Raw genomic sequence first — 22787 nt, forward strand, 5'->3', positions numbered from 1 at the left:
TTGCCCCTCAGGCTGCATCCATCCCAACGGCATTCAGCCCGGCTCTATCCGGCCAGGCTCTGCCCCTGTCTCGTCTACTTCTCCTGCTCCCATCCCCCTTTAGCGACTCACAGCACCGGCGGCGCGCTATGTCATTCGAGATTCAACGAGGGCTTTTTGGTCACGATGTGACGGATCACTATGCCATCCTGGGCATTCCGTTGGGGACAGATCCCAAAACCGTGCGCAAGCGGTTTTTACAAATTGCCCCCCAACTGCATCCCGACACCTGCTCCGCTGCCAATGCTCAGGGCAAAGCCTATGCCCAGCAACTGATGTCGCGGCTGGTGAACCCCGCCTACGCTACCCTCTCCAACGATGCCAAGCGGGCAGATTACGAGGCCGTGTTGCGCACATTGCATAGCCGCTTGCCCCAGCAGTCCAACAAGGTGGCCATCCAAGGGGCCCTGGCCCGCGAGCTAAGTCAGGCTGCCAATGTACAGGGCACGTATCTCAAGGCGTTACAAACCCTCACGGCCAACCAATACGACGATTTGGAACAGGTGCTGAACCGGATTGCCGAAATCAGCGAACTGAATTTGGTTTACCTGCTCAAAACCACATCGGGCAGCGCCAGCCCAGCGCGTCCGGCGGCTGCTCCCCCGCCGCCGGCCCAGCGACCCGCCCCCACCCCCACCAGCGGCGGGGAAACCACGGGGGCCCGAGAAGGAGCCGCCAGCAATACGCAGTTTGTGGTGCGGGCTTTGCAACGGGCGGAGGAATTAACCGCAAAGGGCCAATTTGCGATGGCGATGCAGGAGTTGAAGGATGCGCTGAAGATTGATGGGAACAATGCCGATTGCCATGCCTGGTTGGGCAAGGTGTATTTGGCTCAAAAGCAAGGAACCTTGGCCAAGGTGCATTTGACACGGGCGTTGGCGATTGATCCGCGCAATGCGATCGCCCTGGCCGCTAAGCAGGAACTCGATCGCGCCACGGGCGGCCAAGCCACGGGCCAAGCTACGGGCCAAACCGCCAAACCCAACAAACCACAGCCCAAAACAATCGGGGGCGGCAAAGATAAACCCGGCGGTGGGTTGTTTGGGGGCCTGTTTGGCCGTAAGAAGTAGGGGGCCGATGTTCACTGCCCGATCGATTCCGTTTCCCCCCTGACACCATGGCAATTCACCAACCCCCGACCGGCGCGCGCGATCTGTTGCCCCTTGATGTGGCCCAGAAGCATTGGATCGAAACCAAGCTACAAGACGTGTTTCAGCGCTGGGGCTATCAGTGGATTGTCACGTCCACCCTGGAACGGGTCGATACATTGGTGGCGGGCGGTTCGGTGCGCCGGGACAAGGTGATTCAAATCTATGACAGCGAAAGTGAGGATCTGGGGCTGCGGCCGGAGCTGACGGCTTCGATCGCCCGGGCCGCCGTTACCCGCATGGCCGGCGTGACTCACCCCCAGCGCCTTTGCTACAGCGCCAATGTGTTTCGCAAGCCCCCCAAGGGCAGCGCCAGCCGCCAGCAGGAGTTTTTCCAATCGGGGGTGGAGCTGTTGGGTGTTGGGGGCGTGGCGGCTGATGTGGAGGTGCTGTTGCTGCTGACGGACTGTCTGGAGCGATCGGGCGTAGCCGATTGGCATTTGCTTTTGAGTGAGGCGGGCTTGACTCGATCGCTCCTGGAACCCTTCCCCCAACCCTGGCGCGATCGGGTGCGTTCGGCCATGGCGCGGCTCGATCGCCTGGCCATCGAAGCCATGCCCCTTGACCCCGCCCTGCGCGATCGGGCTTTGATTTTGTTTGATCTGCGCGGCCGCCCCATGGACGTGATTCAACAGGTGGGCCAACTGGACTTAACCCCCGACCAGCAAGCCATGCTCGATCGGCTCAAAACCACCGTTGACCTGCTGCAAGATTACGGTCGAGCCACCGAACAAACCCTGCCGATCGTCCTGGATCTGAGCCTCATTCAAACCTTTGACTACTACACCGGCATCGTCTTTGAAGCGATCAGCAGCGCCGACACCGGCCACGAAATCCTCGGTCAAGGGGGGCGCTACGATCAACTGCTGGGCCTATACGACCCCGACGGCAACAGCTATCCCGGCATTGGCTTTTGTTTAAATCTGGAACCCTTGCACCGCGTTCTTTCCAGCGGCGAGCGCCTGCCCAATCAACTGCCCGCCAGTGACTGGTTGGTGGTTCCGGCGGGGCCCCGCGCCCGGGCTGCGGCCTTTGTCTATGCCCGTCGTCTGCGCACGGAAGCCCCCAGCTTGATTCGGGTGGAATTGGACTTGCAACCCACCGTGACGCGGGAGTCGGCCCGCGATCGCGCCCGGGCCCGTCGCATCGGGCGGCTGGCTTGGGTGCAAGAGGACGGCTCGATCGAAACGGAAACGATCACCAAACGCAAAGGGCCTGAAGCCCCCTAGCGATCGGGCCCATCGGCAATCAGCGAGTCCGCGAGCACCGGATCCGTTTCCAACAAATCCCCCGTGGACGGCAACTGAGCATGGGGAGCCATTTGTAAAAACAGTCGATAGCGATCTAACTGGGCCGATCGCAGGCTGCGGCGCAACTCATTGTCATACAACCCTTCAAACACCACCCGATCTTCCTTCTGGGTGGTTTCCGGGGCCAAGGGTAATGGCTCCGGCCCATCGATCGAAACCAGGTTGTACTGGACATTTTCCGTGTAAATTGCAAACGTCACATTGAAAATGTCAAAGAAATAAATGGCCCAGCGACATTTTTCCTCATCAAACTGTTCGTAATATTTCACCAATCGCGCAATACACAAATCCAAGTGCGATCGGGTGCTGGGGGCAATCAAAACCAACTTCAACAGAAAAATGGTCAGCGTTAACGCACTGCCATTCGACAAAATGAGCAGAAAAAGCCGCGAGGGATTATGCAAATCTTCCGTCGTCAGAAACTGAATTAAGTGGCGGCAGGTCTCCGCCTGCAAATCTTCCGTAATCACCTCATCATGATGTTCCGCCAGCAAGCTCGCTAACTTGTCTTGTAACTTTTGGCGAACCACCTTCGTCATGTGATCTTGGGTACTTTCCAAGATGATGTATTTCAGCAGACTTTTTTTATAGCCGTGATACCTCAGCCCTTCCGTTTGTTGCAAAAACAAATTGGCCAAACTGGAGTAGCTATATTTTCCCGTCCGCAAAACAATTGACTTCACAATTTTGAGCACCTGATCACCCAAATTGGTTGGATTTTTCAGGCGCTCTCGATCGCTCCGGCTCGATTGAGACTTGGCCATATACATCGCCAAATCAAACTTAAAACGCTCCCGCCACTGTCGCGCATAGGCCGCCGCCGCTTCCCGTTGCTCTAAGGGGTTGTTGGGATCCACCGATTGGGCCACCAACAGTTGCCCCACGTAACGACTGCTCCAATGCTGCTCATCAGGTGTAATAGCAGTTGCTGTAATCTGATCGGACTGCAATCGAGTGCGCGTGGCCGTCATTTCTGACTGACTTTGGTCAGAAGCTTGGGAATGATCTAGCTCGTGACGCGCAATGAAAAGTTTTAGCTCGTCATAGTCATTACTACTAATGAAATCCGCAACCCACTGGCGCACCCGATTCAACGACAAGGACGCGCTATCACTATGTTCATGGGAATGCTCAAACATCGCAATCAGGCGATAAATAAAAGCCTCATTCCGACGACTAGCCCAGTTATTAATCAAGATGTAGCAAGACCGCTTGAGAGTAGTTTGAAAGGCCTCTTGATTATTGAGAAAAACCAATTGATATAAAGCATGTAAAGGCTTGCTATCGGTTGTGTCACAGCAGTTGATAAACAAGCAGCAAAATTCGTGCAGAACTTCCTCCGGCGAAAGATTCTGCACCGATCGAATCAGATGCTGAAAAATAATGTCTTGAATTTGCGGAACCGTTAAACGGCTTGGAAGTTCACCCTTGGGCGCAGGCGAAGCTCCCAGTCCCTGAGAATCGGACTGATGGCGGCTGGCAGATCGATCGCTCATGGCAGAAAGAGGAGAGGAGGGCAGGAGAGCGTCCATGGTGGAGTTGTGCCGAAAACCCATCGGTTGTAGATGCAATGAAACAGAAACAATACGTTAAATGGGGTTGAATGTTGGAAATTGCTCATTCCAAACTGATCACCAACCTGCCGCATTAGCCCGGAACCTTCACTCACTGAAATCGCAGCCATCAGTCTCAGTGATAGCTGTGTGATCGCTGTTGAGGGCCGCTGCTTGATGATTACAGTTGAGCAACTTAATCAACATCAATTCAGTAGGGATTTGCATTGGTCAGCGCCAATTCCTGACAAGTTCTGCCAATTCTGGCTCATCAGTCGCGAAGGTTTGTGATGACAACCAGGGGGCAACCACGAGCACCAGCAAATTGGTGTAAAAAAAGGCACTTAATAACACTTAAGTATGAACATATTCCGAGTCTAGCAAATTCAGATTCACTATCGGTAGAGTGTTGTCAGCCCTACCCCCCAAATACTTCACCATTAGCCACTAACAGTTCAACAATCAAGCTTTGTTGACTGTCATGGGTTTGGGGAAAATTCCCTAGCTCTACGTGGGGATACTGGAATTTCTATCAGGCTGAGTTCAAGGGTTTGGATCGCTCAACAAAAAACCCCCTGAACCAGGAACCAGTTCAGGGGGTGATGAATTGACCGGCAATTCAACAGGTCGTTCAACCGTCAATTCAGTTGTTAATGGGTGATGCCCGAGAGCACCACAAAGCAAAAGACCGCTAGCCCGTGATGCCCGACAGCACCACAAAGCCCAAGACCGCCGCAAACACGATCAGCGCGTAGAACTGGGCGCGACCGTTCTCGAAGTACTTCAGACCTTCGCCGGAAATCAGGGTGACGAAACCGGTCAGGTTCACCGCGCCATCGACGATTCGGAAATCCACTTCCATCACCTGGCGGGCCAGGCGGCGGCTGCCTTGGACAAACAGTCGATCGTAGATTTCATCGAAGTACCACTTGTTCAGGGACAGGCGATAGAAGAAGGGAATCTTTTGGGCGATCGCGCTGGGGTCGATCGACTTCTTGAAATACATCAAGGAAGCCAAGGTAATCCCGATCAGCGCAATGCCCACGGAGTTGCCGCCCATCACCAAAAACTCGGTGAGGTTAAAGGCGTGCTCCGCGTGCTCGGCGGCGTGGGGCGACTCCAGGAAATGCTCAAACAGGTTGTTCCAGGGCACACCCAACAGCCCAATCAGCATCGAGGGAATCGCCAACACCACCAGAGGCAGTACCATCGTGGTGGGCGACTCGTGCGGCTCGTGGGCGTGGTGATGGTCGTGGTCGTGGCTCAGTTCCTTGGGATCCATCGCGCCGGGGCCGAAGTTCGGGGCAACTTCCACGGGCACGGGCACAGCGGCCGCCGCCAACAGTTGTTCTTGGATCGCCTTGTCATTGCCCCGGAATTCGCCTTCAAAGGTGTTGAAGTACATCCGGAACATATAGAACGCCGTCACACCAGCCGTCACCCAGGCGATCGCCCAGAGAGCCGGGTTAGCCTCAAAGGTCAGACCCAGAATTTCATCCTTCGACCAGAACCCGGCAAAGGGCGGAATTCCGCAAATGGCCAGCGTTCCAATAAAGAACGTGCCCGCCGTAATCGGCATATATTTCCGCAAACCGCCCATCAAGCGCATATCCTGCGCCAACACGGCGTTGTGGCCCACCACCGCTTCCATCCCGTGGATCACGGAGCCGGAACCGAGGAACAGCATCGCCTTGAAGTAAGCGTGGGTCATTAGGTGGAACATCCCGGCGCTGGATGCGCCCACGCCCATAGCCATCACCATGTAGCCCAACTGGGACATGGTGGAGTAGGCGAGGCCTTTTTTGATGTCGTTTTGGGTGATGGCGATCGAAGCGCCCAGCAAGGCCGTGAAACCACCCGTCCAGGCGATCACGGTCATCACGTCGGGCAGTCCTTCAAACACCGGAATCATCCGGGCAATCAGGAACACGCCCGCCGCCACCATCGTTGCCGCGTGGATCAGGGCAGAAATCGGCGTGGGGCCTTCCATTGCGTCCGGTAGCCAGACATGCAACGGGAATTGGGCAGACTTGGCGACGGGGCCGAGGAATACGAGGATGCAGAACAGGCTGGCCACGCCCGCGCTCAGGGAGCCGGAAGACACCAGCTCTTGCAGGCGATCGCCCATCACGTTGAAGTCAAAGCTGCCGGTACACCAGTAGAGCGCCAACAGCCCCAACAACAGGCCAAAGTCACCCACCCGGTTGGTCACGAAGGCCTTTTGGCAAGCTTCGGCGGCGGGTTTGCGATCGAACCAAAAGCCGATCAGCAAATAGGAGCACATCCCCACCAGTTCCCAGAACACATAGATCTGAACCAGGTTGGGGCTGATCACCAGGCCCAGCATCGAGGAGCTGAACAGGCTGAGGTAGGCATAGAACCGCACATAGCTCGGATCATGGGCCATGTAGCCATCGGTGTAGATCATCACCAAGAACGCCACGGTGGTGACAATCACCAACATTAGGGCGCTCAGGTGGTCGATCGTGTAGCCCATCGTGATGTGGAAGTCTCCGGCGGCTGCCCATTCGATGCTGCGGGCGAAGGCTTCGTGGCCGTTGAGTTGGCTCCAAAACAGGGCAAAGGCCATGGTCATGGCCCCACCGATCGTGGTGAGGATGACGATCGCGTTAATTTGCCGCAGCTTGTTGGTGAATTGGTTAAAGGAAATCAGACCCAGGCCGACCAGCGCTGCACCAAGCAACGGCAAGACCGGCACGAGCCACGCATACTCGTAAAGCGGTTCCATCGCACAAGCCTGTGTTACAAGACAGGACGTTCAAAAGTTGTCTGGCCGGGCGATCGGGCTGGGGCTGGTGGCGGGGAATGCAGCCAGTGACGGATGCAGCCAACAAACGGCCCCAGAGTAATCGTCACGATCCGGCAAAACCAGTGACTATTGTGGCATGGGTGGCCGAGGGCGATCGGGCAGTTTTGCGTTGGTATTTGGGATCACGGGGCGATCGGGCAGCCCCTGAGTTAAAAACGAGTTACAAACCTCTTTACATTTCTTAAAAAGCAGTTACAATTGTTTACAGCACCCCAACCGAGAGCAACCACCATGACGCAACGCGGCTACACCACGGAAGAACTGGGTCGTTTGAACAACTTCGCCGTTGAACCCAAGGTCTATGTAGACGACGTGCAGCGTGTGGGCTTCACCCAATACGCCGAACAACTGAACGGCCGCCTGGCAATGATTGGCTTCCTGTCTGCCCTGGCTGTGGAATTGGTCACCGGCCATGGCGTTGTAACTTGGCTCACCAACCTGTAATTGACCCACCACCCCAAGACTCACGGATTCTCATTTTTCAGGGGATCCGTTCTCAGCAAGTCTTCTTTTGGTCAATCAACATTAAGTTTCCCTTCGATCTCTAAAGAATCCATCATCTAAGGAATCATCCAGGGCTGCCTAGGCAGTCCTTTTTTATTTTTTACTGCTCTATTTTTACTGCTCTATTTTTGATTTCTGAATTCTTTATTGGATTCATCCCTTTTTTGATCAATTCCTTGCTGGTTACAGCCCTGGCGGCGATGGATTGGGGTTGCCTAATTTGGCCCAATAGACCTCTTGCATTAATCAAGACCCTCACCCTAAATCCCTCTCCCAAGTCGGGAGAGGGACTTGATCACCCGCCACGAGATCGCCGTAACCCAGCAGTTCTGGCTCCCCTTCGCCCACCTTGGGAGAAGGGGTTGGGGGATGAGGGCAACGAGCTGATTCGTGCAAGAGGTCTAATCAGCCACCTCAAAAGACCAGATTGGCTGGCAGGGGGCCAACAGCCCCCCAAATATCGCCGCCAGCAAGAGACTTCTAGATCTGTAGCCTAGAGACCCAGGCCCAGAGACCCAGGCCTAGAGACCTAGCCTAAAAATCTAGAGCCTAGAGATCTAGGCGCGGAATCCTCGTTGGTGCATCACCAAATCCATGAATTCCTGGCGGGTTTTCGGATCTTCCGCAAACACTCCACGCACCGCGCTGGTCACAGTCCAGGATCCTGGCTTTTGCACCCCACGCATCACCATGCACATGTGGGTTGCTTCCACCACCACGGCCACTCCTTGGGGCATCAGCAACCCTTGAATCGCATCGGCAATTTGGGCCGTCAGCCGCTCTTGCACCTGGAGCCGTCGGGCATACATTTCGCAAATCCGAGCAATTTTGGACAGGCCAATCACTCGGCCATCAGGAATGTAGGCCACGTGGGCCCGGCCAATGATCGGCAGGATGTGGTGCTCACAGGAGCTAAACAGGTCAATATCGCGCACCAAGACCATCTCATTGGCGTTTTCGTGAAAAACAGCACCATTGAGCAGTTCATCTAGGGATTGTCGATAGCCCGAAGTCAGAAACTGCAAGGCTTTGACCACTCGCTTGGGGGTGTCGCGCAGGCCTTCGCGATCGGGATCTTCCCCCAATCCAATTAACAGCGTCCGCACAGCTTGCTCCATCTCGGCCTGGCTGACGGGGGGTTTGGCCGCCGTGGTGATCAGGTTGGGCCGAGGTGACTCGATCGAAAGGGTCATAGGAATTGAGATCGCGGTGAATTGGAGTGGATTGGGAAACGCCCACCCAGCCCGATCGGGTAGGTGAGCGTGCAGGTTGAAGAGATTCAGAGTTTGGGCGGCGCAACCCATCCAGCCCTAGAAACCAGCATTGGCTCCATGACTTGGGTTGGCATCAGACCAGTTATTTGGAGCAACTGGCTTGAATTTCCCTTGAGAAATTATAATGATAATCATTCTCATACAATCACTTTTGCATCAAATTGCTGATGCAGATCGCTAATACAGATCGCTGATGCCGGCTGAAGCGAGAGGCTGACCCATCGATCGCGCCATACCTAACCACACCGTCTCTAACAGCACCGTCTCGAACCGCGCCATCTCGATCGCACTGACTTTTGAAAACGACTTTTGAAAATCGGAGTGTTTTAATGACCGTCACCCCCATTTCACCGACCACCCAGACCACAGACCCGATCGCCCCGGAATCCACATTGGAACCAATCCTGGAGCCAACAGCGGAACCAATCGCGCGGCCACGGCGATTGCGCCGATCGGCCACCCTGCGGCGAATGGTGGCGGAAACGGTGTTGACGGCCCAAGACTTGATCTATCCGGTGTTTGTGATGGAAGGGACGGGGCTGGTGGAGCCAATTCCCTCGATGCCCGGTTGCGATCGCCGATCGCTCGATCGGTTGTTGGAAAAGTTGCAGATGGTTCAAGGGGTGGGCATTGGGGCGATCGCCCTGTTTCCCGTGATTCCGCCCGCCCAAAAGGACGCGATCGGCTCCGAAAGCCACAACCCCAACGGCCTTGTGCCCCGGGCCGTCACAGCCATCAAAGCCGCCTTTCCTGATCTATTGGTCTTTACGGATGTGGCCCTCGATCCCTACACCACCCACGGCCACGATGGAATTGTGGATGAGGCGGGACGGATTTTGAATGATGAAACCGTGGCGGTCTTGACCCAACAGGCCCTGATGCAAGCGGCCGCAGGGGCGGATTTTGTGGCTCCGTCCGACATGATGGACGGCCGAGTGGGGGCCATTCGCCAAGCCCTGGATGCGGCTGGATTTTGGCAAACGGGCATCCTGGCCTACAGTGCCAAATATGCCTCGGCCTATTACGGCCCTTTTCGGGATGCCCTGGATTCCGCTCCGCAGTTTGGCGATAAGAAAACCTACCAGATGGATCCGGCTAATCGACGGGAAGCGCTCAAGGAGGCGCTGTTGGATTTGGCGGAAGGGGCGGATGTGTTGATGGTGAAACCGGCTTTGGCCTATTTGGATATTATTTGGCAACTGAAGGCCCAAACCCAACTGCCGGTGGCGGCCTACAACGTGTCTGGGGAATACGCCATGGTGAAGGCTGCCGCCGAACAGGGGTGGATTGATGAACGGGCGATCGTGCTGGAAACCCTGTTGGGCATGAAGCGGGCCGGGGCCGATTGGATTTTGACCTATCACGCGGTGGACGCGGCCCGCTGGTTAAGGGAGCGGCCCTAGCGGATGGCTAGCTCGATCGCCCCCACAACCCGATCGAGCTGCTCCAGGGTCAGGCCCGGAAACAGGGGCAACGAGAGAATTTCATTGGCTAACTGTTCCGTCACCGGGAAGGCCCCAGCTCCGTAGCCCAAGGATTGCAAGGCCGGTTGCAGATGGCAGGGAATGGGGTAGTGAATGCCCGCAAAGATCTGTTGCTGTTGCAGGGCCGCCAGCAGTTGATCGCGATCGAGCCGACAGGTGGGCTGCACCCGCACCACATAGAGGTGATACACATGGCCCAGCCCCGACTGATTGGCGATCGGGACAATGCCGCGATCGGCCAGGGCCGCCAACCGCGCATCGTAGGCCGCCGCCAACTGGGCCCGGTCTTCATTCCAGCGGGGCAAATGGGGCAACTTCACGGACAACACCGCCGCCTGCAACGTGTCAAGCCGCGAATTCATGCCCAACTCTTCGTGGAAATATTTGCGAGGTGCGCCGTAATTGCGCAACATCCGCACCTTTGCCGCCACGGCTGCATCGCTGGTGACCACGGCTCCACCGTCCCCGATCGACCCCAAATTTTTGCCCGGATAGAAACTAAAGGCCGCCGCCCGTCCCAAGGAGCCGGCCAACCGCCCGCCCCGCCGCGCCAAGTGGGCCTGGGCCGCATCCTCAAAAATCAACAGACCGGTGCGATCGGCCAAAGCCAACAGGGCTTCAGGATCCACCATTTGCCCATAGAGGTGAACCGGAATTAGGGCCTTGGTTTTGGGGCCGATCGCCCGTTCCGCCGCCGCCAAATCGATCAGCGCCGTGTCCGGATCGCAATCCACCAACACCGGTTGGGCCCCCGATCGCAACACCCCCAGCACCGTGGCAATGAACGTGTTGGCTGGCACAATCACCTGATCTCCCGGCCCCACGCCACAGGCCGTTAGCCCCAAGGCCAACGCATCGGTTCCCGTACCCACGCCGACACAATGTTCAACACCACAAGCCGCCGCAAAAGCCGCCTCAAAGGTAGCCAAAGCCTGGCCGAGCACAAAATCGCCCCGATCGAGCGTGCTGGCAATGGCGCGATCGAGTTCGGCCCGCAAGCTCTCGTGCTGCATCGACAAATCCACCAGGGGAATCGGCATTGCCATGGGCGTAATCGGAGCGGTCACCATTGGAGCATGGGTCAGGGAAGCCGGCACAGCATCGGTCATAGTCAATTGCTCAATCCAAAAAGTAGCGGGAAGATCGTTCAGTATCTCGATTTTGGAGCCTGATTTCGCCAATTGGTGTGCACCGGGTGGTAGTTGCTCCTGTACCATGCGTTCAGTGTCCCGTTTGCGGTTTCCTGAATCGTCCCGAATCGCCTCCGGCAACCATCTTTAGGTAACTGTCTCGGGCACTTAATCTTCGAGGCAACACCGTTCAGGCAACACCATTCAGGCAACACCGTCCGGAACCCCACAAGGCACACAGCCCCATTGTTCCCACCCATGCTGTTGGGGGTTAATCAACAGAACTTTTGGAGAACGTTGTTCATGGCCCCACTGAGTCAGGATTCAGTCGATCGCCCCAAGTCCAGCCCCCTCCCCGATCGCCCATCCGGTTGGCAGCGGTGGCGGGAAAGCGTGCAAATTATCGGCATTGCCCTAGTGCTGGCCCTGTTGATTCGCACCTTTGTGGCAGAACCGCGCGTCATTCCTTCTGAGTCGATGTATCCCACCTTGGCCGTGGGCGATCGGTTGGTGGTGGAAAAAATTTCCCACTGGTTCCGGCCCCTGCAACGGGGCGACATTGTGGTTTTTGCGCCGCCGCCCCAACTGCAAGCCCTGGGTTACCCCCGCGATCAAGCGTTTATTAAGCGGGTTATTGGGTTTCCGGGCCAAACCATCGCCGTCAAAAACGGCCAGGTTTATTTGGATGACCAACCCCTCACGGAGCCTTACACCCTGGAACCACCCACCTACGAGTTAGCGCCCGTCACCGTTCCTGCACAAATGTTGTTTGTCATGGGTGATAACCGCAACAATAGCAATGATTCCCATGTGTGGGGCTTTTTGCCGATCGAGAACGCGATCGGGCGGGCCTGGTGGCGGTTTTGGCCGCTCGATCGGTTCGGTCTCACCAGCCGCTAGCCCCAGCCACTGGCCGGAAGCGCGACCCAACCCACCGCTTAAATCCAAGATGACTCCGTGTAAGTTTTCTTGGATTGAAGTTGATCTCGCTCAGATGTAACTTAAATTCAACTGTTTCAATCGTTTTTAATCATTTTGAATCGTTTTTAATTATTAATTCGACTATTTCAGAGCTAATTCATAAAGAGAAGCTAAAGCCGACTTGGCAGCTCTAAATTCGGTTTTAGGCTAGACCTACCCGAAGTATCACCCAGCTCATGAGTCGTCTCCCGGTCATTGCCAATCCTACCCGCAAAGCCTATCCCAGTGATTTGAGCGATGATGAGTGGGTGCTCCTCCAGCCGCTGCTGCCCGCTCCTAAAGGCTTTGGACATCCGATAGAAGTTGATTTCCGAGAAATCCTCAATGGCATCTTTTACGTCCAGCGCACTGGCTGCCAGTGGGAAATGCTGCCTCACGATTTACCCCCTTACAGCACGGTCTACCATTACTTCCAGAAATGGCAACGGAAAGGAATTTGGCAGCAAATGCATGACCAGATGCGAGAGCAACTGCGGAGCAAATTAGGTCGTTCAGAGCAATCTAGTGTCAGTATCGGTGACTCTCAGTCGGTGAAAACGACGGAAAAAAGGGGGTGGTCTACGGCTTCGATGGTGGCAAAAAGGTTAAGGGACGTAAACGCCACATTATCGTTGACTCGCAAGGGTTCCTAATGGGGGTGTTGGTGACTGAAGCGAATGCTTCTGAGCGACTGGGAGCGATTGTGGTGTTAGAGGAAGTGAAGGAGAAGCTATCTCGGCTAGAAGTTGTTTGGGTCGATCAGGGGTATTCCGGGAAAAAGTTTGCGGATGCTGTGAAGCGTGTGTGTGGTGAGAGTGTGCGCGTGGAGGTGATCAGCCGAATCGGTAGAGGGTTTGAGAGGTTGCCCAAGCGATGGATTGTCGAGCGGACGTTTGGCTGGCTGAACCGATTTCGGCGATTGAGCAAGGACTATGAGTTGTATTCGGAGACGAGCGAAGGGATGATCTACGGCTGCTTAATGCATTTGATGGTGAAACGATTAGCGGGGATGGCTGATTAATATTGTCTTTATAAATCAGCTCTCAGCCGTTTGAATTCTATTGACTCGATTTCTGAAGACTTTTTTCACGCCATAGCCATTTTTCAATAGACTTTTCATCATCCGTTGGCAACCCTTCCAGCCATCCAGGTAGCTTCCTGACCCCGATCGCTCCATGACCGTTGCCGACTCATTTTCCTGGGATTTTGACCCCTCGTTTAGACCTATCAATCCCCCTATGGATGATTGGGATTTGTCGCCTCCGCCGCCCTCCGAAATGGGGGATCGCGAGGTGCTGTTGGATGGGATGCATCTGGCCGGCCGGCGCATTGCCCTCCTCGTTTGTGGCAGCATTGCCGCCTATCGATCGCCCGATGTGGCCCGGGCCCTGCGTCGCCAAGGAGCGGATGTGGTGGCCTTTGTGTCGAAGGAGGCCCGCCGCTACGTCACCTTGGAGGCCCTGGAATGGAGCACCACGAACCCCGTTGTCACCAAACTCACGGCCGCGGCCGAACACCTCAGCGATGCGCACCCCTTCGCGGCTTACTTAGTGGCCCCCGCCACCTACGACACGATTAATAAAATGCGGCTGGGGATTGCCGATGGCGTGGTGACGGCGACCCTGGCTTCGGCCATTGGGCGCATGGAGGCGGGCCGCACGGAGGTGTTGGTGGCTCCGACGATGCATGGCACGATGCACAACTCCCTCCTGACGGATTCGTTGCAGGCCCTGCGATCGATTGGGGTACGGATGATTCAACCCCGCCGCGCCTATGGCAAGAACAATTTGCCCGATCCGCAAACCCTTGTGGTGCAGGTCTGTCGGGTGCTGAGTCGATCGCCCCTACACGGTGTGCCGGTGATGGTGACCGGTGGGCCAACGCCGGTTCCCTTGGATGCCATTCGTCGAATTACCAACTGCTTCACGGGGCAACTGGGAATTGAAATCGCCAAAGAACTCTATCTCCGGGGATCCCAAGTGCATCTGGTGCATGGGGCGGGCAGCACCGCGCCACCGGACTGGATCCCCCACACCATTACACCGACCTATCACGACTATCGCGATCAGGTGTTGTCGCTGTTGCAGGAGCGGGATTATCGGTTTGGGATTTTTTCGGCGGCCGTGGCGGACTATCAACCCGTGCAGATTCACCCGGGCAAAATTCCCAGCGGCGGCCAGTGGAAGACGATTCAACTGCAACCCACAGAGAAGGTGATTGACCTGGTGAGCGAGTTGGCTCCCCAGTTGGGTTTGATCAGCTTCAAGTATCAAGAGGGGGTGACTCACGAAGCCCTGATGCAAATTGCCCACGATCGACTCCAGCGGGGTCACTTGGCAGTGGTGGCCAATCGGGGAAATGAGACGGGGCCCCGGGGAGAACAGGTGGCCTATTTGGTCACCCGGGATCGATCGCCCCTGCGGATGTTAGACAAGCCGGGAATTGCGATGGGCATTGCCGATTGGCTGGAAAGCCTGTTCTAGGTTTTGGCTGGGGGTATGTTGTCAAGTTGCCTGAAATCCTGATTCCACCGTTAGCGGATCATGGAGGACAAGGGGCTTAGGGCTTGTCATCAAATCGCCTGAAACCCTGATTCCGTCGTTGGCAGATCGTGGGGGACAAGGGGCTTAAGCCCCTTGTTACGATGATTGGGGCATGGAAAATCAACCGTTGTTGTCTGATCGCAAAGTGGGGCCGGGGCGCTGGTTAGCCGATTTGGAGCGATCGGTGCGATGCTATAGGCGCTCGCAATCGCCCAAGGGGACGGCCCCAAAAACATGCAACCTGCGCATATATCGTTTAAAACCGATTGAGATTGAGATTGCGATCCTGCTGAAATACTGTTGGAAGACTGCTCAAACAAGCTTGCCCATAGGAGCTTGGTGTGGGCAAGTTTTAAATCGCGGCTGGATAGCGGTGCTGGGCAAACAGTTCCCGCAACTCCCAAAATTTCAGCAGTTCCGGCAATCCAAGCAATTCAAACAGTGCAAGCAACTGAGTGGGTTCATCGCCAGCGCTCACCCCGGTCGATCGATTCCCCGATCGCCCAGGGCCCGATCGCGTGATGTTGAGGAGTTAGAACACAATGGTTTATGCGGCTGGGGTTAGTGGTTCGGGAAGCATCGGGTTGACGTGGGATGCGGGCACGTTGGCGAGTTGGTTCGATCGCTACCTGGCTCCCCATGGCATCCGCACCAAGGTTTCGGCACAAATGACCGGCCAAATTGATGTGTGGGTGGAGTGCCAGCAAGAACCGGAGCGCGATCGGTTGGTGCGGTTCATCTGCCACCGACTCCATGGCTTGAATTTGGCGGCGGTGGAAGGGGTGCGGATCATGGCCCGGCGCGTGGGTCAGCCGGAATTGCTGTGGCAGCAGTCGGTGCAGTTGGAGCAGCGGCCGGGCCTCAGTTCCACGGCCTATTATCAGCAGGTGTTGCCCCGATCGCCCGAGCAGCAGGTGATGCAACGCTTGGCCCATAGCTGGCTGGTGGCGCGAGATGGTTGGTCAGCACTGGCGACGGCCACGCGCGATCGCTGGAGATCGCCCGTTGGTATGGATCTGGGCACTATTTCCCAATGGCTGCAGCCGGTGGGGCAAAGCTTGGGGGCTGGGCTAACGGTCGATCGGCTCAATGGTCGCTGCTTGGTGGTGGAAGTGCAGTTACCGCCAGAGGCCGCGATGGCAGCAACGGCCGCCGAAGTCATCTCCAGCGATGGGGAAAGTCTGGCGACCTCAAACACTTCAGGCAGCCCTTCAGACAGCACCTCAGACAGCGCTTCAGACAGTACCTCAGAATCCCTGAGCCAACCCTACATCGTGCAAACCATTTGCCGACGACTGTGGCAATTCAACGCCTCAGAACAAGGCCAAGTCAGCGGCGTGCGGATTCGGGCCACGGTGTCAGGGCAGGTGGATCCCCTTTGGCAACAAACGATTCGGATTGCGGCTCCGGCGGGCCGGCGGGAGTTAGGGCTAGCGGGATTAACCCAATGGGCCACGGATCCGGCCCTGGAACCCATCTGGCGATCGGTGCTGTTGGGCGGGGCGACGATCGTGCCCTTTGTGTTGGCCCTGTGGCTGGCTAGTTCATCGCCCGATGCCACCCGATCGCGCCCCCAACAACCCTTGGCCAGCCCTCGCAGCGGGAATCCCACGGAGCAGGTCTTGCCCCTGCGCCCGGCGATCGCCCCCGTGGCCAATCGGGTGCGGCAGGTGCGGCCGCCCGTGGTGCAGGGAGCTTTGGAACTGTTGCCGGTGGTGAATCACCCACCCGCCAATCCCACCGATCCGGCGGTGACCTTGATGTTTGGGGGAGATGTGACCCTGAGCGATCGGGTCAAGCGGCGGTTAGGGGGAGATTGGTCGGCGGCGTTGGCCCAGTTTCCCGAGTCCCGATCGGTCGATGTGGCCATGGTGAATTTGGAAAACCCAATTACGGATGCTGACCGCAAGCGATCGGGCAAGCGTTTCAATTTCCGCGCGGAACCGGAATCGGTGGCCGCCCTGGAAGCGGGGGGCATTGACCTGGTGACGCTGGCCAACAACCACACGATGGACTATAGCCGGCCGGGTTTGTTGGACACCTTGGCAGCCTTGGATCAAAGCGACATCCACGCGATCGGGGCCGGGGAAAACATCACCGAAGCCCGTCGCCCCAAAATCTTGGACGTGAAGGGTCAACGGATTGCCTACTTTGGCTATTACAACGCCCATTGGCACGCGGCCACGGAAACCAGCGCGGGCACTAACCCACGCGAAAACGAGGCCTTGGCGGCAGATATCCAAGCCGTGCGCGGTCAGGTGGATTGGGTGGTGGTGAATTTCCACTGGGGCGAAGAATTGGCACGCTATCCCGCTCCCTACCAACGGTCGATCGCCCGGCGAGCCATTGATGCGGGGGCGGATTTGGTGGTGGGTCACCATCCCCATGTGCTGCAAGGCGCTGAGGTTTACAAGGATCGGGCGATCGTCTATTCCCTGGGTAACTTCATTTTTGGTGGCCACTCGCGCAGCACCTACGATACGGCGGTGCTGAAGGTGGCCCTGCGCGATCGCCAAATGAAGGTGGACTTTGTGCCGGTGCGGGTGCAAAACTACCAACCCCGGGTGGCTAAGGGCGATCGGGCGAAGGAGATTTTGCAGGAGCTAACCTACATTTCCCGCCGGTTTGACCAACCCCTGACCCAATCCATGGTGTTGACGGCTCGATCGGCTCCCAATCTGACTCCCGATTCCGGCTCGGGTGATTTCGTTTCAAGCAATTCCGATTCTGGTAATCCCGGTTCTGGTAATCCTAGTTCCAGTGCCCTCCCAATGGCGATCGCCCCAACGGCTCCACTGACAGCCACCGGAGATCGCCCCCAACCCCAACTGCCGAGCTTCACCCGATCGGCCGCAACCACCAACGGGCAATCGCCGATCGTGGTCGCCCCCTTGCCCAGCCCCGCAGCGGTTCCGATGCCCAGCAGCTCGCCCGCCGTGGCCAGTGCCCCGATCGCTCCTCAGCGCCCCTCTCAAGCGGGGGCTAACCCCATCAGTTCTTCTGACGGCAGCGCGATCGGCCAGCGAATCCAAGCCACTGGTCAATCGGCACGCGATCGACTGGCGCAATTGATGACCGCCGTGGAACTGAGCGAACTGGTGCGCAATGCAGAAGCCCCCACGGATGAAGCGTTGGGGCCTAGCAACCGTTCCGTGGCGGCCATCACGGCTCCGGCAGGAAACCCATCAGCAACACCTAGCCCCATGGGCAGCGGCCCGCGCCGATCGATTTCCTTTGAAATTGGCCCAGAGGCAACCAGCTCAGAGCCAGCCACCGGGCGATCGACCACCAGCCCTCAACTGCCCTTTACGGCCCCTACCCAATCGGGAGCCACCCAGGACAGCGGGTTCACGGCCGCACCATCTTCGATGCCCACCAACTACAGCAGCCTCAGCTTGCCCGCGTTGGTGAAGTCAGCAGCCGATCGGGCCCAGGCCATCCTGGAGCCATAGCCATTGATTAGCCCCCATAGTGCCAGGTTCAGGCTTGGGGCGATCGGGGCTGACATTGAGGGCAAACATGGCTCGATCGACCCGCAATCCGCAACCGCTCGATCGCCGTGCCACAAACGCGGCAGGGTTGCCCCTTGCGGTTATACACCCAAGCTTCCCCGCCGTAGTTACCGTTTACCCCTTCCAGGTTCACAAAATCGCTAAAGGTTGTGCCGCCCGCCGCCAAGCTGGCTTCCAGCACTTGCCGAATTTGCTGATGGAGCTTGCCAACCTGTTCCATGCTCAGGTCTGCGGCCCTTGTTTCTGGCCAAATGCCTGCCAAAAAAAGGGATTCGTCGGCGTAGATATTGCCCAAACCGGCCACTAGGTCTTGATCTAGGAGGGTGGCTTTGATGGTTTTGTGGCGTTTTCGCAGTCGCTCCGCAAAGTAATCGATCGAAAAAGCCGGGTCAAAGGGTTCTGGTCCCAACTTCGCCAAACCGGTGATCACTTGCTCGATCGGGCGATCGGGTGACACCCACCACAAATGCCCAAACGTGCGCTGATCCACAAACCGCAATTCTCGCTCGATCGCGTTGGAGCGCAGTCGCAACCGAATCCGCGTGTGCTGATGTACCGGAGTCGCCGGATCCACCCACAAAAACTGGCCCGTCATTCGCAAATGGGCCCCCAACCAGCCGGCCGGCCGTTGCGCTCGCTGCAACTCGCCCAGCAAATACTTGCCCCGTCGTTTCCAGCTCACCAGGCAACAGCCCTGCAAGCCCGCTAAAAACGCCTCGGGTTCCGGAGCCGCCACCGCTCGATCGAGCAGCACTTCACCCCCCACAATCAGCCAGCCGGGAGTTGCTGTGGCCAACCCCCGCCGGACGGTTTCTACCTCTGGCAGCTCTGGCACAACATCCCCCAGCCTTGCAAAGAACCAACCCACGAATCAGACCAAGGCCAGCGCCCTGGTTTGCGCAACGCTGCCACCATCCCCAACGGGCGATCGCAGCGGTGATTCGCCTATTTTTTCGGAGCAGCTTTCGGTGCTTCCACCACTTCCAGCTCTTCGGGCGCAAAGTTGTTGGTGTTAATGCCCGAGTAATTGACCTTCTCAAAACGGACAATTACCGGGTATTTGATGCCGCTTTGGTCGACCGAAGCAACCGTGCCCACATCCCGATACCAGTACGACTCGGGGCGCAGAACCCGCACCTTAGCACCGCGTTGAACCGCCATAGGTTTATCTTCCTTTGGTTTATTTTTCTCTCTTTTGACCCTATCCCCAGGTCTAAGACTCAGGGACTTTGGCCCTAAATTAAACAGCCGAAACTGTTTAATTCATCCATGGGTTGACGCTGCCTTGATCGCCCCCAGAAATCTGGATGAACCCGATCGGCGCGTCGATGTTGAGTCTCGGACTGACTGCCCGTGACGATCGCACCCACATCGGAAGGACAGCCCAGAAGGCCAGTCCTGTTGAGTCCCGTTTAGGGTGAAGTGGCTGCTCTCTAGGCTACTATCGCCCAGCCAACGACTAAAGGGGTGAGGTTTTAAGTTTTATTACTCGCTAAACCGAGGACAGCCAACCAGGGCACTGATTTGGCCGTTGATCAAGCCATGGTCGATCGGGCGATGGTCGATCGGGCTATTGATCTGAGAACTGATCCGAGAACTCTGGATCGGAATCCGTACCCGTCTAGTTGTTGCCAACGTTGGGCCAAACACAATCTCCCGCCCATTCCCGCTTGAAGCCCAGGCGCGATCGATTGGGAACCGTCAAAATCACAGGGTTTGTTTGCTCATCGACCAGGTTGTAAGCCTGGAGGTGTTGCTGAGTGGTGATGTTGCAGTAATACCGACGGCTACCCACGGTGTAGAGAAACTGCCAAATATTGCGCCAGTTGGTTTCGCGATAGATGCCATCGGGCCAAGGGCAAATCCCTGTATCCGTCCGGCCCCGATCGAACGTGGAGCGATCGCCCACCACTCGCACCACACCATCGCCCCCAAAAGCCGTCAACTGATCGCGATTCATCACACGGCACATGCGACCATCACCCGCAACCCAACGGATAGTGGAATCGCTCATTCGCCGATAAAAGCCCGGCGGCCAACTTTGCTGGGCGTTGCTCGGTAACGAGTTACCAACCATGACCACCGCAGCGGTGGCCGCCATGCAAGTTGTGGCCAAAACGGCCCGAATCCACGTTGTTCGCGTTAAACCAGCCATGTCCTCACTCCTTTCTGGTTCACTTCTTCCTCGCTCGGATGCGTGGCTCAACCATTGCTGAACCGTTCTAAACCTTGAGCACCCGAGGACTCTCTCCACAGCCTTTAACCATGAAGAGTCGGGAACTGCGGATACCCAAAACCATCAGCAGCCACCAGTCACCCAAACAACAACATCAGGGTTTTAGAAATTTGATAACAGACCGTCAGGCAAATTTGGTTCAGCAAATTTGGTTCAGCAAACTTGGTTCAGCAAACTTGATTAAGCAATTTTGGCTGAATAATTCTGGTTGGGCAATTCTGGTTGGGCAATTCTGGCTGAGCAAATCGGGTTAGGGAAATTTAGCTGAGCCAGTTGGGTTCGGCAATTGCTTGAGCAATCTTGCTGAAGCAATCCCTAACGCATGGCGATCGGTTGGGCACTGTCGCCCACATTTTTCGCCACTTCTTGGCCGTATTGCTCAAAAATCACCACCGGATCCAGAGTCTTGCTCAGTTCCACCCGCTTCACCAAAACCTGGCCATTGGCAATTCGATCGCCCACATTCACGTAGCGCTCGGAGTTCTCACCGGGAATTTGCACAATGATTTGGAATCGATCGCCCACTTGCACCACACCAGTCACCCGCAAACTGAGGGCATCCGTGGGCGAAGGAGGCGCAGGCGGCTGGCTGGGAACCGTCACAGGCGGCACTTGCGGCCGCGCAGCCACCGGAGAGCGGGCAGGCGTGGGACGACGCACCGCCGGCCGCGGCTTGGGCGGATCAACCAGCGTTGGCGGTGGATAGCCTCGGAAATCGCGGCCTTCCACATCGGTTTCCGGCTCTTGCCAAGTGGGGGAGGGAATGGCAATCGGTCGGGGAGATTGGGTCACGCTGGGGCCCACAGGGCTGCCATCCGGCAACTTGGCCAGGGGCTGCACTTGCAGCGGAATCGCAAAGGGATCGCGCCGACTGTTCTTGCTATTTTGCTGAATTTCGGTTTGGGTTTGCTTGGCCCTTGCGTCAATGTTGGTGGGCTGAATAAACCGCTGGATGGTGGGTACGGCCGTCTTGGGGCGACCGGCAACCATGGGTGATTTAAAGTCAGCCTTGGGCACGGTGGCAGTGGGCGCATCCGTACCGCTGGCGGGGGACGCAGTTGGGCTGGCCTCGTCAGTGGTTGCAGTGTCTGTGGGGCCACCACAACTGGTGGCTGCCACCAGCAGGGCTACGGCTGCCCCAAACCGTACCAGGCTGGGCATAGGTGAATTCTCCGATGGTTGAGTCCGCGGGATGGTTGAGTCCAAGGGACTGAGCTGCCCAGCATTGTAACCAATGGCTAGGCGATCGTCTCGTTTTCTGAGTCCTGATCTCCGATTGGCCTCGGGTTTGGCAATGCTGCATCGAGAGCAGTCTCAATCAGGTTGAGAACTGGCCTCTGGCAGTTGCTGAATGGTCAACGTTTAGTCGTCAACAGGTTCCATCATGTCCTTCAATGACTCGAGACCCTTGCGCACCCGGCGGGAAACGGTCACAGCACTGATTCCCATTCGATCGGCCACTTCTTTTTGGGTCAAGTCATGGAGGAAAACAAATTCCAGAATCTGGCGAGTGCGCTCTTCTAGCTTGACCAAGGCTTGGTTCAAACGCAGGCGGTCTTCTTCGGCCAGTTGGAAGCTGCGATATTTACGATCGGGGAGCGTGTCCCCCAAGGATGACGGTTCTTCTTCGTCGCTGCGTACCGGCGCATCCAGGCTAAGGGGCGATCGATTTTGACGAGCCAGCTCCACATGCTGCCACTCGCTGAGTTCAATACCGAGAGCTTCCGCAATTTCCCAATCATTGGGCTGGCGACCCAGAGATTCCCGTAAGTTGCGGGTGATGGTGGCGGATTGTTGCTGGAGTTCCAACCAGCGGCGAGGAATCCGAATTGAACTACTGCGATCGCGGAGGTAGTGCTGAATTTCGCCCCGAATGTAGGGAAGGGCGAAGGAGCTAAAGGCGTTGCCCTTGCTAGCATCAAACCGCTCGATCGCCCGAATTAGGCCAATGCTGCCAATTTGGAGCAGATCTTCGTAGCTTTCCTGGCATTGGGCAACCCAGTGGGCCGCTTCTTTCTTCACCAGGCCAAAGTTCAGCTCAACCAAGCGATTGCGCAGTTCCGTTGAAGGACAGGCCCGATAGGCGTTCAGCAACTCCAAACTGCGGGCGCGCAGGTCGTTGGGCGCAATACAAGCAGGACGAGCAGCCATGGTTACTAGCAGGGTAGTGCGTTGACTTTAGGGGGTCTGACACCCTGTTTCTTAGTGTATGGCCATTACTACCCGATCGCTGTGATTCATAGCACAGCAAAACCGCATTGTGG

The 22787-nt window shown here is 56.9% G+C and carries 19 protein-coding genes; 9 read left to right on the top strand and 10 right to left on the bottom strand.

The genetic code is table 11. The annotated features are described in order from the left end of the window. The first annotated feature begins 128 nt into the window (after window positions 1–128). Both ACZA91_RS05905 and ACZA91_RS05910 read left to right on the top strand, forming a co-directional pair. Window positions 129–1109 (top strand): J domain-containing protein, encoded by a 981-nt coding sequence (locus tag ACZA91_RS05905; RefSeq protein ID WP_463185238.1) that lies wholly within the window; start codon window positions 129–131, stop codon window positions 1107–1109. Window positions 1110–1156: 47 nt separating this feature from the next. Beyond that, window positions 1157–2416, top strand: coding sequence for an ATP phosphoribosyltransferase regulatory subunit (locus tag ACZA91_RS05910; protein WP_099535349.1), 1260 nt, complete (start codon window positions 1157–1159; stop codon window positions 2414–2416). Here the strand turns inward: ACZA91_RS05910 and ACZA91_RS05915 are convergent. After that, the gene (locus tag ACZA91_RS05915) at window positions 2413–3993 is read right to left on the bottom strand and encodes a hypothetical protein (RefSeq protein WP_463185241.1); all 1581 of its coding nucleotides are present in this window, start codon (window positions 3991–3993) and stop codon (window positions 2413–2415) included. The genes ACZA91_RS05910 and ACZA91_RS05915 overlap by 4 nt on opposite strands. Window positions 3994–4741: 748 nt before the next feature. Beyond that, a complete protein-coding gene (locus ACZA91_RS05920; protein WP_190354327.1) occupies window positions 4742–6799 on the bottom strand; it encodes an NAD(P)H-quinone oxidoreductase subunit 5 in 2058 nt (685 codons plus the stop codon). A gap of 11 nt (window positions 6800–6810) precedes the next feature. On the opposite strand from ACZA91_RS05920, the gene ACZA91_RS05925 reads away from it, so the two are divergent. Both ACZA91_RS05925 and ACZA91_RS05930 read left to right on the top strand, forming a co-directional pair. Beyond that, entirely contained in the window at window positions 6811–7065 is a 255-nt protein-coding gene (locus ACZA91_RS05925) for a hypothetical protein (RefSeq protein WP_190354326.1), read from the top strand. Between the two features lie 46 nt (window positions 7066–7111). Continuing rightward, a complete protein-coding gene (locus ACZA91_RS05930) occupies window positions 7112–7324 on the top strand; it encodes a chlorophyll a/b-binding protein (protein ID WP_099535357.1) in 213 nt (70 codons plus the stop codon). Between the two features lie 617 nt (window positions 7325–7941). Here ACZA91_RS05930 and folE read toward each other — a convergent pair. After that, a complete protein-coding gene (gene folE / locus ACZA91_RS05935; protein ID WP_190354324.1) occupies window positions 7942–8577 on the bottom strand; it encodes a GTP cyclohydrolase I FolE in 636 nt (211 codons plus the stop codon). Between the two features lie 410 nt (window positions 8578–8987). Here folE and hemB point away from each other — a divergent pair, with 410 nt between their 5' ends. Further along, window positions 8988–10061 carry a porphobilinogen synthase gene (hemB, locus tag ACZA91_RS05940; RefSeq protein ID WP_463185244.1) on the top strand — a complete coding sequence of 358 codons (1074 nt, stop codon included), beginning with the start codon at window positions 8988–8990 and terminating at the stop codon, window positions 10059–10061. Here hemB and ACZA91_RS05945 read toward each other — a convergent pair. Next, complete coding sequence (locus tag ACZA91_RS05945) at window positions 10058–11197, bottom strand: DegT/DnrJ/EryC1/StrS family aminotransferase (protein WP_463186394.1); 1140 nt, start codon at window positions 11195–11197, stop codon at window positions 10058–10060. The genes hemB and ACZA91_RS05945 overlap by 4 nt on opposite strands. Before the next feature lie 378 nt (window positions 11198–11575). Here ACZA91_RS05945 and lepB point away from each other — a divergent pair, with 378 nt between their 5' ends. From lepB to ACZA91_RS05960, 3 genes are all read left to right on the top strand, one after another. Continuing rightward, the gene (gene lepB / locus ACZA91_RS05950) at window positions 11576–12172 is read left to right on the top strand and encodes a signal peptidase I (protein ID WP_190530910.1); all 597 of its coding nucleotides are present in this window, start codon (window positions 11576–11578) and stop codon (window positions 12170–12172) included. Window positions 12173–12429: 257 nt separating this feature from the next. Next, window positions 12430–13253, top strand: a protein-coding gene (locus ACZA91_RS05955) for an IS5 family transposase (protein ID WP_463183673.1) whose coding sequence is annotated in 2 segments (ribosomal slippage) — window positions 12430–12808 and window positions 12808–13253 — 825 coding nt in all. Because the reading frame shifts where the segments join, the coding sequence is not laid out codon by codon here. Window positions 13254–13470: 217 nt separating this feature from the next. Continuing rightward, complete coding sequence (locus tag ACZA91_RS05960; RefSeq protein ID WP_463185247.1) at window positions 13471–14715, top strand: phosphopantothenoylcysteine decarboxylase domain-containing protein; 1245 nt, start codon at window positions 13471–13473, stop codon at window positions 14713–14715. Between the two features lie 412 nt (window positions 14716–15127). Here ACZA91_RS05960 and ACZA91_RS05965 read toward each other — a convergent pair whose 3' ends face one another. After that, the gene (locus tag ACZA91_RS05965; protein ID WP_255407566.1) at window positions 15128–15253 is read right to left on the bottom strand and encodes a hypothetical protein; all 126 of its coding nucleotides are present in this window, start codon (window positions 15251–15253) and stop codon (window positions 15128–15130) included. Between the two features lie 64 nt (window positions 15254–15317). Between ACZA91_RS05965 and ACZA91_RS05970 the strand changes: the two genes are divergently transcribed. After that, on the top strand, window positions 15318–18227 hold the full coding sequence (locus ACZA91_RS05970; RefSeq protein ID WP_463185249.1) for a CapA family protein: 2910 nt from the start codon (window positions 15318–15320) through the stop codon (window positions 18225–18227). A 28-nt stretch (window positions 18228–18255) separates the two neighbouring features. Here the strand turns inward: ACZA91_RS05970 and ACZA91_RS05975 are convergent, their stop codons facing one another. The 5 genes from ACZA91_RS05975 to ACZA91_RS05995 all read right to left on the bottom strand — a co-directional run bounded on the left by ACZA91_RS05975 (window position 18256) and on the right by ACZA91_RS05995 (window position 22674). Beyond that, the gene (locus ACZA91_RS05975) at window positions 18256–19122 is read right to left on the bottom strand and encodes a DNA-formamidopyrimidine glycosylase (RefSeq protein WP_099535371.1); all 867 of its coding nucleotides are present in this window, start codon (window positions 19120–19122) and stop codon (window positions 18256–18258) included. Window positions 19123–19232: 110 nt separating this feature from the next. Continuing rightward, window positions 19233–19448 (bottom strand): photosystem I reaction center subunit IV, encoded by a 216-nt coding sequence (locus ACZA91_RS05980; protein ID WP_190354314.1) that lies wholly within the window; start codon window positions 19446–19448, stop codon window positions 19233–19235. Window positions 19449–19908: 460 nt separating this feature from the next. Continuing rightward, window positions 19909–20442, bottom strand: a complete 534-nt coding sequence (locus ACZA91_RS05985) for a hypothetical protein (protein ID WP_099535374.1) — start codon at window positions 20440–20442, stop codon at window positions 19909–19911. A gap of 396 nt (window positions 20443–20838) precedes the next feature. After that, the gene (locus tag ACZA91_RS05990) at window positions 20839–21684 is read right to left on the bottom strand and encodes a hypothetical protein (protein ID WP_099535376.1); all 846 of its coding nucleotides are present in this window, start codon (window positions 21682–21684) and stop codon (window positions 20839–20841) included. A gap of 201 nt (window positions 21685–21885) precedes the next feature. Further along, on the bottom strand, window positions 21886–22674 hold the full coding sequence (locus ACZA91_RS05995) for an RNA polymerase sigma factor SigF (RefSeq protein ID WP_099535378.1): 789 nt from the start codon (window positions 22672–22674) through the stop codon (window positions 21886–21888). Window positions 22675–22787: the final 113 nt, after the last annotated feature.

The sequence above is a fragment of the Limnothrix sp. CMB-01 genome (genome assembly GCF_055193175.1).